Source organism: Bacteroides muris (ex Afrizal et al. 2022), assembly GCF_004793475.1.
Lineage (GTDB): Bacteria > Bacteroidota > Bacteroidia > Bacteroidales > Bacteroidaceae > Bacteroides > Bacteroides muris.
On the sequence record NZ_SRYZ01000051.1, the window covers coordinates 14,566 to 27,036 of the forward strand.

Annotated in this window: 8 protein-coding genes, 3 tRNA genes and 1 pseudogene; 9 read left to right on the forward strand and 3 right to left on the reverse strand. The window is 46.6% G+C overall.

Annotated elements, in window-relative coordinates; all coding sequences use genetic code 11:
* Positions 1–48 precede the first annotated feature (48 nt).
* Entirely contained in the window at positions 49–945 is an 897-nt protein-coding gene (locus E5355_RS15990; protein WP_136011132.1) for a CPBP family intramembrane glutamic endopeptidase, read from the forward strand.
* 33 nt (positions 946–978) lie between these two features.
* Here the strand turns inward: E5355_RS15990 and E5355_RS15995 are convergent, their stop codons facing one another.
* Complete coding sequence (locus E5355_RS15995; RefSeq protein ID WP_136011133.1) at positions 979–3,114, reverse strand: Tex family protein; 2,136 nt, start codon at positions 3,112–3,114, stop codon at positions 979–981.
* A 203-nt stretch (positions 3,115–3,317) separates the two neighbouring features.
* Here E5355_RS15995 and E5355_RS16000 point away from each other — a divergent pair, with 203 nt between their 5' ends.
* The 5 genes from E5355_RS16000 (at position 3,318) to E5355_RS16020 (ending at position 9,710) form a co-directional block, all read left to right on the forward strand.
* Positions 3,318–5,063 carry a bifunctional metallophosphatase/5'-nucleotidase gene (locus E5355_RS16000; protein ID WP_136011134.1) on the forward strand — a complete coding sequence of 582 codons (1,746 nt, stop codon included), beginning with the start codon at positions 3,318–3,320 and terminating at the stop codon, positions 5,061–5,063.
* Positions 5,064–5,108: 45 nt separating this feature from the next.
* Entirely contained in the window at positions 5,109–5,447 is a 339-nt protein-coding gene (locus E5355_RS16005) for a hypothetical protein (protein WP_136011135.1), read from the forward strand.
* Between the two features lie 150 nt (positions 5,448–5,597).
* Positions 5,598–7,922, forward strand: coding sequence for a TonB-dependent receptor (locus tag E5355_RS16010; protein ID WP_136011136.1), 2,325 nt, complete (start codon positions 5,598–5,600; stop codon positions 7,920–7,922).
* Positions 7,923–8,007: 85 nt separating this feature from the next.
* Entirely contained in the window at positions 8,008–8,886 is an 879-nt protein-coding gene (locus tag E5355_RS16015; RefSeq protein WP_136011137.1) for a helix-turn-helix domain-containing protein, read from the forward strand.
* A gap of 62 nt (positions 8,887–8,948) precedes the next feature.
* The gene (locus E5355_RS16020; protein ID WP_136011138.1) at positions 8,949–9,710 is read left to right on the forward strand and encodes a creatininase family protein; all 762 of its coding nucleotides are present in this window, start codon (positions 8,949–8,951) and stop codon (positions 9,708–9,710) included.
* 934 nt (positions 9,711–10,644) lie between these two features.
* Here the strand turns inward: E5355_RS16020 and E5355_RS16025 are convergent.
* Together E5355_RS16025 and E5355_RS16035 are read right to left on the reverse strand one after the other, a co-directional pair.
* Entirely contained in the window at positions 10,645–11,229 is a 585-nt protein-coding gene (locus tag E5355_RS16025; protein ID WP_136011139.1) for a Crp/Fnr family transcriptional regulator, read from the reverse strand.
* 152 nt (positions 11,230–11,381) lie between these two features.
* Positions 11,382–11,720 (reverse strand): annotated as a pseudogene (locus tag E5355_RS16035) (MATE family efflux transporter); the annotation flags it as partial.
* Between the two features lie 228 nt (positions 11,721–11,948).
* Between E5355_RS16035 and E5355_RS16040 the strand changes: the two are divergent.
* From E5355_RS16040 to E5355_RS16050, 3 genes are all read left to right on the forward strand, one after another.
* Positions 11,949–12,038, forward strand: a tRNA-Ser gene (locus E5355_RS16040).
* A 3-nt stretch (positions 12,039–12,041) separates the two neighbouring features.
* Positions 12,042–12,114: transfer RNA gene (locus E5355_RS16045), tRNA-Lys, on the forward strand.
* A gap of 15 nt (positions 12,115–12,129) precedes the next feature.
* Positions 12,130–12,201: transfer RNA gene (locus E5355_RS16050), tRNA-Glu, on the forward strand.
* The last annotated feature ends 270 nt before the right edge of the window (positions 12,202–12,471 follow it).

The window sequence follows — 12,471 nt, forward strand, 5'->3', positions numbered from 1 at the left end:
TTCTTTTTATTATTATTTTTGTCGGATATTAATCAATATGAGATACCAATGAAGACAGAAGAATCAGTGAAGGAAGAGCGTGTTGCTGCGGGTAAGGCAAAGCGTATTCGGCTGACATTTGTTGATATAGTGCTGTTTGTTGTGCTTTTTATGATTCTTCTGTTTTTGTTTGCCATGCCTTTTGCCATTGCTTTTCCGGAGTTGAAGACACTGGCTGGCGGGGCGAGCTTCTATTTGATGATGTTGAATGAAGTCTTGATGTTGGCCAGTGGGCTTGTTTCTGCTTGTATGGTGCTGGGTTTCAGGAAACTTTCTTTTTCGAACTTGGGCTTGTCTTTGAAGGGGTGGGGCAGAAGCTTGCTGAACGGAGCTTTGTTTGTCGTGTTCTTGTATGCAGTTGGTTTTGGCTTGTCTTTATTGTTGGGGGCTGTGGATGTGGCAGGGGTCTTTTTTTCTCCCATTTCGTTGTTGGCAAGTCTTTTGCTTTATTTTTTAGTGGCAGTTACGGAAGAGGTTATCGGACGCGGTTTTATTTTGGGGCGTATGCTGGATGGAGGTGTCGATAAGTTTGTGGCATTGTTCATCTCAGCAGTGTTATTTTCGTTGATGCACCTTTTCAATCCCAGTTTTACCTTTGTCCCGTTTCTGAATATTGTGCTGGCAGGTTGTTTTCTGGGGGCTTCCTATATATATACGCGCAACCTCTGTTTTCCCATTGCTTTGCATTGGTTCTGGAACTGGATTCAAGGCTCTGTTCTGGGATATAAAGTCAGTGGAAATGAATTCAGCAATGAGAATCTGCTGATTCTTCACTTTCCGGAAGAAAATCTGATAAATGGAGGAACCTTCGGGTTCGAAGGCTCCATTCTGTGTTCACTGCTTTTAGTGCTTGGTACGGTAATCATCATAAGACATTATTATAAGGAATCAGGGATTAAGGATTAATACAGCAACTATTAATCCCTAATCCTTAAATCTCTATCCCTGTTCCATTCCTTTCATTGTCAGCTGTATGCGTTTCCGGTCTATGTCTATGCCGATTACCTTTACGCGTACATGCTGGTGAATGGACACCACTTCATTGGGGTCTGATATGAATCTGTCGGCGAGTTGGGAGAGGTGTACCAGGCCGTTTTCCTTGATGCCTATGTCGACAAATGCGCCGAAGTTTGTAATGTTTCCTACGATACCGGGCAGTTCCATGCCTTCACGCAGGTCGTTGATGGTGCGTACGTTCTTGTCAAATTCAAATATCTTTATCGGTCCGCGCGGGTCACGTCCGGGTTTGTCCAGTTCTAGCAGAATGTCTTTCAGAGTCGGCATACCCACGGTAGGGGAGAGGTAGCGTTCCGGATTAATCTTCAGACGCAGTTCCTTGCTGGCTATCAGTTCGGCTACGCTGCATTCCAAATCCTTCGCCATCTGTTCTACGATGCAGTAGCTTTCCGGATGCACGGCGGTGTTGTCCAGAGGATTCTTTGCTTGTGGAATACGCAGGAAGCCGGCACATTGCTCAAAGGCCTTGGCACCCATGCGCGGCACTTTCATCAATTCCTTGCGGGAAGTGAAAGCACCGTTGGCAGTGCGATAATTCACAATGTTTTGTGCCAGTTGAGGCCCCAATCCGGAGATGTAGGTCAGCAGATGGCTGCTTGCGGTGTTTAGATTGACACCTACCTGGTTTACACAGTTCTCTACGGTCTGGTCCAGTGATTTTTTCAGCTTTGTCTGGTCCACATCATGCTGGTATTGCCCCACACCAATAGATTTCGGGTCAATCTTTACCAACTCTGCCAGCGGATCCATCAAGCGCCTGCCTATGGACACGGCACCACGCACGGTGACATCGTATTCGGGAAACTCGTCCCGTGCAATTTTAGAGGCTGAATAGATGGAAGCCCCCTGCTCGCTGACGATGAATATCTGCACATCACGATTGAAGCGCTGATGTTTCAGGAACTCCTCCGTCTCACGGCTGGCAGTTCCGTTACCGATGGCAACTGCATCTATCTTATAAGATTCGAGCATCATTTGCAATTTGGTGAATGCTTCCTTCTGCTTGCTGACCGGAGGGTGGGGATAGATGTTCTCATTGTGGAGCAGATTTCCTTGTGCATCGAGACACACAACTTTACATCCCGTACGGAATCCCGGGTCTATGCCCATCACACGCTTCTGCCCTAATGGCGAGGCCAGCAGTAATTGACGGAGATTTTCCGCAAACACTTTGATGGCTTCCTCGTCGGCACGTTCCTTGCTTTGCGTGGCGAATTCCGTTTCTATGGAAGGCTTCAATAGGCGTTTGTAGGCGTCTTGGACGGCTTCTGCCACTTGTTGTCCGCAGGAATTATTGCTTCGCACGAATTGGCGTTCCAGCCGTTCTACGCATTCCTCATCGTCCGGGCTGATACTGACTTTCAACAGACCTTCCGCTTCAGCGCGCCGGATGGCGAGCAGACGGTGGGAACTGCATCGTCGCAGGGATTCGGAGCAGTCGAAGTAGTCGCGGTATTTGGCTGCTTCCTCTTCTTTGCCTTTCACTACCTTGGCGGTCAGTGTGCCTTGGCGGGCAAAGGAGTTCCGGACGCTGTTTCTGGCCCGCTCGTCTTCACTCACATGCTCGGCTATGATGTCCCGTGCGCCCTTCAAGGCATCCTCTATATTCTTTACGTCCCCTTTCACATAACCGGCGGCACGTTCCTCTGGATGAGGCTCACGCTGCAACATCAGCAGGGTGGCGAGTGGTTCCAGCCCCTTTTGGCGGGCCGCCTCGGCACGTGTTTTTCGTTTGGGCTTGTAGGGGAGGTAGATGTCCTCCAGTATGTTATTGTCCCAAGTCTCCTCAATGCGCTTCCGGAGTTCAGGAGTCAGTTTGCCTTGTTCCTGAATGGTGCTGAGAATGGTTTCCTTGCGCTTGGCAGTTTCGCTCAGTTTCTCATATTGTGTCTGGATAGCCTCAATCTGCACTTCGTTCAGTCCTCCCGTTGCTTCCTTGCGGTAACGGCTGATGAAAGGAATTGTCGCTCCGTCTTCCAGCAGGCCGAGGGTCGGGCTTATTTGTCTTTCTGATATGCCGAGAGCGGCAGATATCATTCGATGAAAATCTTGTATCATTTTGTATCTCATTTTGTAATAGGTGCCAAAAGTACAAAAAACAATTGTTGTTTTTTCTCCAGGTTTCAACTTTTCGCTATATTTGTCACAATTATGGAGTAAATTGTTGCCGGGCGATACCGTTTGGATTTGTCTATTTGTAAGCTGACCGTTGCAGTAGTAGCTTGGTGAGAAAGTACTGATATATGAAATAAGGAAATATAATGAAAAGATTTAGTTGTTTTTTTATCTGGATTTTTGTCCTGACAAGCATACTTCCTGCGCAGGAAAGAGAGGTGAAGCTGAAAGTCGTACAGACCAGTGATGTACATGGAAACTATTATCCTTACGATTTTATACACCGTCGGGAGGCAGCCGGCAGCCTGGCGCGCGTGCATGCTTTGGTGCAAAAGGAACGTGAGGCTTATGGCGAAAACCTGATTCTGTTGGACAATGGCGATATTCTGCAGGGACAGCCCACAGCCTACTATTATAATTACATAGATACTGTTGCCTCCCATCTGACAGCGGAGATGATGAATTTCATGAGGTATGATGCCGGTAATATGGGTAACCATGATGTAGAGACCGGCCGTGCCGTTTTCGACCGTTGGGTAGGTGACTGCCGTTTCCCGATATTGGGTGCCAATATTGTGGATGCTGTTACTGGAGAAGCCTATTTCAAGCCCTATGAGGTGCTGGAACGTGAAGGAGTGAAAATTGTTGTCCTCGGCATGATAACTCCTGCCATCCCCGTATGGCTTTCAGAGAATCTGTGGAAGGGGTTGCGTTTTGACGATATGGAAGAGACCGCCCGCCGATGGATGAAGATTATCCGTGAACAGGAAAAGCCGGATTTGGTTATCGGTATGTTCCATGCCGGCCAGGATGCTCGGCTGATGGGAGGCAAGTATCGCGAAAACACTTCGGTGGAAGTGGCTTGTAATGTGCCAGGATTCGATATTGTCTTGATGGGCCACGACCATGCGCGCGAATGCAAGAGGATATGCAATATAGCTGGTGACTCGGTACTGGTGATGGATCCTGCCAGCAACGGTCTCGTTGTGAGTAATGTAGACATAACCTTGAAATTGCATGACGGCAAGGTTATTGACAAGAAGATAGACGGCATATTGTCTGATACAAAAGACTACGGCGTCAGCAAAGAGTTCATGCAGCGCTTTGCCCCCGAATATGAAGCTGTGCAGAATTTTGTTTCCAAGAAGATAGGTTCTTTTACCGAGACCATCTCCACACGTCCTGCCTATTTCGGCTCTTCCGCTTTTATAGACCTGATTCATGAATTGCAGCTGGCAATCAGTGGGGCGGATATTTCTTTTGCGGCTCCCTTGTCCTATGATGCGGAAATCTGCAAAGGAGACATTTTTGTGAACGATATGTTCAATCTGTACAAGTACGAAAATATGCTTTATACCATGCGTCTGACGGGAAAGGAGATACGCGATGCCCTAGAGATGTCGTATGGTTTGTGGACTAACCGGATGAAGTCTCCAGACGACCATATCCTTCTCCTCCGTGAGAAGCACCGTGAAGGTGCTACGGATAGGGGCTCATTCAAGAACTTCAGTTTCAATTTCGACTCTGCGGTAGGCATTGTCTATACGGTGGATGTGACCAAGCCGGATGGAGAGAAGGTAGCCATTCTCAGTATGGCGGACGGTACTCCTTTCGATATGGATAAAATGTATAAGGTGGCGGTGAATTCTTATCGCGGAAACGGTGGTGGCGAATTGCTGACAAAGGGTTCCGGCATCTCGCAGGATGAATTGAAGGAGCGCATTATTCATTCTACGGATAAGGACTTACGCTATTATCTGATGCAGTACCTCGAGCAGAAAAAGGTGATTGAACCACGTGCGCTGAACCAGTGGAAGTTCATTCCCGAAGAGTGGGTGGTTCCGGCTGCCAAGCGTGATTATGAGTTCTTGTTTGGTAAAGTTAAGGAATAATTCACTATCTTTGCGGCTCAAAATCTATAGCATAAGTTTTTGGACGTGAAGCAGAAGAAAAAAATTATAGGCGCATTGAGCTTGCTGGTACTGTTTATCATGTACCAGGCAAGCATCATCGCGTTCACCCACGTCCATTATGTGAATGGGGTGATGATAACGCACTCGCACCCTTTTCATGGCACACACTCTCACTCACAGACTTCCCTTCTGCTCATCGGGCATCTGTCGGCATTCTACTCTTCCGGGGTGGATGTGTATGAGGTTCAGCACCCGATGCGTCCTTTGCTGGCCATGCTCAGAGCCAAACCGGTAACACCTACTGTAAAGGGGGAAGTTATGCGTATCCTTTCCCTTCGCGCTCCTCCTGCTCTTTTTTCATAGTCATTAGGTTTAAAAACGCCTGGATTTTCGCATATACACGCCAGGCATTTTAGTTTCGAATGCCCGACATTTCAGTGAATGAAGTGTGGCATCTCGGATTATTGTCTTTTTCAGACTTGAATTACTTTTTAAATTTAGAGCGTTTATTTGATGAAACAATGCATTTTGGCGTTGGTATTTGCAGTGGTAAGTGCCAGCGTAGTTTTTGCTGTAAATCCTATAAAGGAAGGCAATATGATTTCCGGTCATGTGATAGTGAAGGGTACAGAAGAAAATATACCGTATGCCACAGTTTTGATTATCGGCAGTGGGCAGGGAACGGTTTCCAATGAAGAAGGACAGTTTGAGTTCCGCAAGCTTCCGGTGGGAAAATACAAACTTCGTGTGTCGGCAGTAGGCTACAAGACCCAAGAGAAGGAGGTGACGGTGAGCAGGGACTTCACTGCGGTCATACATTTCCCGATGGAAGAGGAGAACTTCATTACCGATGAAGTGGTGGTATCCGCCAACCGAAACGAGGTGAGCCGCAAGGCAGCTCCGGTAGTCGTAAATGTGATGAGTACCAAACTGTTTGAGATGGTCAACTCCACTGACCTTGCCAAGACACTGAACTACCAGTCGGGCCTGCGTGTGGAGAACAACTGCCAGAACTGCGGATTCCCCCAAGTCCGCATCAATGGTTTGGAAGGGCCGTACTCGCAGATATTGATAAACAGCCGTCCCATCATCAGCGCATTGAGCGGGGTGTACGGACTGGAACAAATCCCCGTGAACATGATTGAACGGGTGGAAGTGGTGCGTGGCGGAGGCTCTGCCCTGTTTGGAGCCAATGCCGTGGGAGGCACCATCAACATCATAACCAAAGACCCCATCAACAATTCTTTCCAGGTATCGGGCATGTTCTCCAATATGGACGGCAAGTCCTGGGAGCAATATATGGGTGGCAATGTGTCGTTGGTTGCCAAAGACAATTCTTACGGCATCGCCCTTTATGAGAGTTACCGCAACCGTAACCCATACGACCGCGATGGCGACGGCTTCTCCGAACTGGGAAAGCTGAACATGAATACCTTCGGTTTCCGCGCCTATTACCGTCCTACGCATTTCAGCCGCATCAATCTGGAATACCATACCACTAATGAACTTCGTCGCGGAGGTAATAAATTTGATTTGCAGCCGCATGAGACGGACATCACTGAGCAGACCAAGCATATCATCAATAGCGGAGGCGTGAGCTACGATTTGTTCTGGAAAGAGTACAAGCATAAGATTTCAGTTTACACCTCCATCCAGCACACCGACCGTAATAGTTACTATGGTGCCCAAAAGGACATGAATGCCTACGGCAAGACGAAAGACCTGACTTGGGTTGTCGGTGGCATGTATGTGGGCAATATGGACAACTGTCTCTTTGCTCCCTCCACCTTTACCGGCGGACTGGAATATCAGAATAACTCCCTGCATGATGTCATGACCGGCTATCATCGTGACATGGAGCAGGATGTCCGCATTGCCAGCACTTTCGTGCAGAATGAGTGGAAAATGAATGCACTGACCATGCTGATCGGCGCCCGCCTGGACAAGCATAACTTGATTGACAAGCTTATTTTTAGTCCCCGCGTCAACCTGCTCTACAAGCCGACAGATGATTTTCAGGCACGCTTGACTTACTCTACCGGTTTCCGTGCTCCGCAGGCGTATGATGAGGACTTGCATGTAACAGCAGTAGGCGGCGAGGGGGTTCAAATCAAATTGTCCGATAATCTGCGTGAAGAACGTTCCAACAGTTACAGTGGTTCGGTAGACTGGACCGCCCATCTGGGGCACTGGCAGGCAAACATCTTGGTGGAGGGTTTCTACACAGACCTGCGCCACGTCTTTGTGCTCGAAGATATCGGCAAGAACGAAGTAGGGGATATCATCAAAGAGCGCCGCAACGGAAACGGCGCACGCGTATACGGTGCCAATCTGGATGCAAGGATTGCCCATGGCAAGGAGGCGCAGTTCCAGCTCGGATTTACAGCACAACGCAGCCGCTATACCCATGAGGAAGCCTGGACGAAGGTGGACGGAGAAGACCTTACCACCAAGCGCATGCCCCGTACGCCGGATTATTACGGGTACTTCACTTTCTCGTCCGCGCCGATAAAGAATTTTGATTTCTCTCTCTCCGGTACCTATACGGGAAAGATGATTGTTCCGCACTATGCACCGGAAGATGCTCCCGAGGGCGCATTCTGTAATGTCACCTCAGACCGTATGGAGCATACTCCCCAATTTCTGGACTTGAATGTGAAGTTGAACTATACTTTTGTGCTTCACGATCATATCAAGCTTCAGCTGAATACGGGCGTACAGAATATCTTCAATAGTTTCCAGAAAGACTTGGATAAGGGGGAATTCCGTGATGCGGGTTATTTCTACGGACCGACGCAGCCGAGAACTTTCTTTATCGGTTTCAAGATAATGAACTAAAAGTGTTCTGTTTTTCCCATTTAAGGATTTTTAGAGCTGATTTCCGCAAAATAGTCCTATATTTGTCGCCAAAGCACAAAAAAACATGGATACTAAGAGGATACGGAATGTAGATATTTCCCAGATACATCATTTGTCGATGATTGATTTCATCGGCAATGATTTTGCTATTTTTGATGATATCAAGGACATGCCTTTGAGCTCTTATCCCACCCGTTTGAATGCTGCTTGCCTGACTGTCTGCTTGAAAGGGTGGTGTAAACTGGAACTAAACCTGCAGCAATGTGAAATGCGGGAGGGTATGTTAGGTGTTATTCTTCCCGATCAGATAGTTCTGCAACGGGAACGCTCTGAAGATTTTTCCGGGCTTTTCATTGCCGTTTCAAAGGACTTTATGGATATGGTGATACCTACCATGCAGCAACTTTTCCCCATGTTTTTCATGATTAAGGAGCGGCCTTTCGTTCAGATTACTCCCGAAGAATCCCAGTCATTCCAGGAGTATCACTCTTTTCTTTGGAGCAAGGTGAAGCTGAAAGACAATCCTTTCCGTAAGGAAATCACTCAGGGGTTGCTGTTGGCCCTTTTTTATGAGATATATAATATCTATCAAGGACATGTTTCTCAGGAACGTATTCCCAAGAGCAGAAAGGAAGACTTGTTCGAGCGCTTTATTCGTGCCGTTTCAGAGTCCTACAAGGAAGAGCGCAGTGTGTCTTACTATGCCGATAAGATGTTCCTCACCGCCAAGCACCTTTCTACCGTAGTGAAGGAAATCAGCGGAAAGACGGCGGGCGAATGGATTGACAGTCTCGTCGTTTTGGAAGCCAAAGCCTTGTTGAAGTCTTCCGAGCTGAGCATTCAGGAAATTGCAGACGAGCTGCACTTTGCCAACCAGTCGTTCTTTGGCAAGTATTTCAAGCATCACACCGGTATGTCACCTAAAGAATATCGCCGGCAATAGGTTCAATGTGACGGAATAATGTTTATTTTTGCGGTAAAGATTTACCCCCAAAATAAACTATCATGGAAAAAAGAGAAATTGACCTTACTGTTTCCTGCTATGGAAAGGTGAAAGGAGTGAAGTATGACGTTGTCATCCTGCCGTGGGGAGCTACGGAGCCTCATAATCTGCATCTGCCTTATCTTACTGATTGTATTCTGCCGCATGACATTGCCGTAGATGCGGCTGCACTGGCTTTGCAGAATTCCGGTGTACGCTGTATGCTGATGCCTCCCGTACCTTTCGGTGCACACAATCCGGGGCAGCGCGAACTTCCGTTCTGCATCCATACCCGCTATTCCACCCAGCAGGCCATTCTGGAAGACATAGTTGCTTCTCTCTATCTACAAGGCATGCGTAAGCTGATTATTCTCAGCGGTCATGGCGGCAATAACTTCAAGGGAATGATTCGTGACCTGGCGTTTGTGTATCCCGATTTTCTGATTATCGCTGCCGACTGGTTTAGCATTGTTCCCCCAAAAGGCTACTTTGAGGCTGCTGTCGACGACCATGCCGGCGAATCTGAGACTTCCGTCATGATGCATTACCATCCCGAACTGGTGAACCTGGCTGAGGCCGGTGACGGAGAATCCAAGCCGTTTGCCATTCCTTCCTTGAATGAAAAGGTTGGCTGGGCTCCCCGCCATTGGGATAATGTTACAGTGGACAGCGGGGTAGGGAATCCCCAAAAAGCTTCTGCCGATAAAGGAGAACGTTATATGAAGCCGGTGGTGGAGAAGTTGGCGAAGCTCTTTACGGAAGTCGGTCAGGGAAGTCTGTATTGATGTACTTGGTTTCTGGCTATATATAAAAATAGGCAATAACTATTGTGGATATTGCCTGTTTTTTTTAAGTGCACCCTAAAAACGAATCTCATTACTCTTATAAAAACTAATCTTTTTTTATTTTGAGTGCAAAATTAGAAGGTTTTTGCGGGTTATGAATTGACATAAGTCAAAAATCTCCTTTGGATATTATTTTTTCAAACATGTCCAAAAGCTCTTCTTTTTCTGCCGGACTGGTTCTCTGTTTTCGCAGAACAGTTCTTCGTAGCTTTGTCCGTCATGTATCATGCGGTAGATGTCTCCTCTGTTGTGTAGTCCCTTCATTGGCAGTGATGATTTTTCTGATTTTATAGGACAATTCGGTTGATGCATTGGCAGTTTCCAGAGCAGCTTCGGGTGTTGTGGCATATTCCTATTGGCTGGTTACTTCTACTGTCGGTTTCACGTCTTCTATGGCGACATAGTCGCGGTTTTCCATACGCAACACTTTAGCTTTGCCGTTCACTTTGTTGTAGTCTCTGGCAACTATTGCATTTGCCTTGACATTAGCTTTTATTTTTGCGGCATAGTTATCGGCGATTTGTGAACCTTAGGGAAGGGTAATCATGTAATGGTTATCTTCTATCTTCACATCGCCTATTTCTTGTGCGGCATGAGTACTGATGGCTTCCTTGGTAGCTGCCATGGCGGCAGAATCAAAATAGCTTTCGCTGGTAGTAGCGTTAGGTGTGTTGGTGTCTTTTTCGGCTACGGCATCTGTGGAAGTAGTAGAAAGGATGGAAATTTATGCATAGTTCTCATAATCTGATTTTTATATTTGAAACAACCTTGACCATGAAATGATTGTATGGTAATCAATGCACGTTTAGGAGGAGAAAAGGTAAAATTTCTATATAAATTCAGATATGTATTCTCCGGGCAGACAGGAGGAGGGTTACAGCGTGCCTGAGCGTACCCGACTCAGTGTTTCGGGGGTCATCAGCAGATAGGACGCAATATGCGACAAGGGAGCTCGCTTGATGACCTCGGGCTGATGTTCCATGAGTTGGTTGTAGCGCTCGCGTGCAGTCTCAAACCGCCAGGAGTCAGCCTTTATCTGTGAGACAATTAGGGAATATTCCAGTATTTTCCGATAAAACATGTTTATTTCCCATGAGATTTCGGTGAGTGTTAACAACTTGTTGTATGGCAGCAGGTATACGACACTCGGCTCGAGTGCCTCAATCATGAGGTGGGTGGGTTCCTGCTTTAAGGTACTTTCTATGCAGATAATGATGCATCCTTCATAGGAAAAGTGTTCGGTGACGTCTTTACCGTTTTTATAATAGAATTGACGCAACATACCTTTTCCTACAAATACGATATTATGGCTTATCTGCCCTTCATTGAGTAATAATGCGCCCTTTTCTATTTCCTTGCGAATAAGAATTTCCTCTATCAACCTTCTTCCCTCGGGAGCCATGCCCGGATAGCGGGAGTTGATAGCGGCATCTACGGTTTCTTTCAATAGTGCATCCATAAAGCCATAATTTTTTGTTCTACAAGCAAGATGGGCAAGGTTCAACCTATCTTTGCTTTCAATTTGCAAAGATAGTGCAAACTGAATGCAGAACAAAATGAACGTGTCCATTTTTTATGCTGAGGTTCAGTCTTTCTTCGCTTTTAGGCAAAGATGGGACGGGCGCAGAAAAAAAGTACCAGGCTGACCGTGATACCTACCGCCAGGTTGACGAGGATGGATACGCCAACTACTTGCACTACTTTCTTGTGTAGTTTCGCACCAAGATACTGGGAACACAGAACAGACGTTCCGAGGTTGATGACCTCGAAAACAAGGAAAGTGAGCATGATAATCTGATTGACTACTCCTACGGCAGCAACACTGTTGTCTGAGTGGCGGCTCAGCATGATGGTGTCCACCGCACCGAGCATCATGATGAGGAGTGTTTCTATAAAGATGGGGGCGGTCAGTTTGGCAAGCCGCTTTTTCAGGCTTTCTTGTTGTATCATTGTCCGCGTATATGCACTATGCTTTAAAAATTGCGCAAAGATAAGGAAAGGTTGAAAAGAAGGGGGTGATATGTGTTATTTTTTTTCTTGTTTTTAAGGTTTGAGTGTTAACGTGTTATCTCAAATTGTATGAAAACGATAAAAAAATATGTAGGAAAGATTTGCACAATCCAAAAGTTTGCCCTACATTTGCATCGCATTTGAAAATAATGCTGGTTATAAAAAAAAGGAAGTTTGGGTGAGTGGCTGAAACCACCAGTTTGCTAAACTGACGTACGGGTAACCGTACCGGGGGTTCGAATCCCCCAGCTTCCGCCAGATGCACTCTTAGCTCAGTTGGTAGAGCAACTGACTCTTAATCAGTGGGTCCAGGGTTCGAATCCCTGAGGGTGTACAAGGCAAATGCGAGGGTGGGTTCATCTAACGGTTAGGATACATGCCTCTCACGCATGGTATACGAGTTCGATTCTCGTACCCACTACAAAAATAAAAAAGCGGTTGACTGATGAGATAGTTAACCGCTTTTGTTTTCTGTTTTTTTCTGTTGTAATCCGAAATTAGGGATCAGTCCGAAAACCCTGTGGGTATGTTAAATCTACACTGTTAGTTTGCATAATCTAAAAATAAAGAATGGTATATCGGATCAGTCCGAAAACCCAGTGGGTATATTATGTTAATACGCGAAAGTGAATTATCTTTGCGGTTAAATTAAGCAATATCAATCCCATGAATTCTAATCGCCCCCTACATA

What these genes read in the sequence shown, in the direction of transcription:
- E5355_RS15990 (WP_136011132.1), top strand. Translation starts at nt 49, where the DNA reads ATGAAGACAGAAGAATCAGTGAAGGAAGAGCGTGTTGCTGCGGGTAAG.
- E5355_RS16010 (WP_136011136.1), top strand. Translation starts at nt 5,598, where the DNA reads ATGAAACAATGCATTTTGGCGTTGGTATTTGCAGTGGTAAGTGCCAGC.
- E5355_RS16015 (WP_136011137.1), top strand. Translation starts at nt 8,008, where the DNA reads ATGGATACTAAGAGGATACGGAATGTAGATATTTCCCAGATACATCAT.
- E5355_RS16020 (WP_136011138.1), top strand. Translation starts at nt 8,949, where the DNA reads ATGGAAAAAAGAGAAATTGACCTTACTGTTTCCTGCTATGGAAAGGTG.
- E5355_RS16025 (WP_136011139.1), bottom strand. Translation starts at nt 11,229, where the DNA reads ATGGATGCACTATTGAAAGAAACCGTAGATGCCGCTATCAACTCCCGC.
- E5355_RS15995 (WP_136011133.1), bottom strand. Translation starts at nt 3,114, where the DNA reads ATGATACAAGATTTTCATCGAATGATATCTGCCGCTCTCGGCATATCA.
- E5355_RS16000 (WP_136011134.1), top strand. Translation starts at nt 3,318, where the DNA reads ATGAAAAGATTTAGTTGTTTTTTTATCTGGATTTTTGTCCTGACAAGC.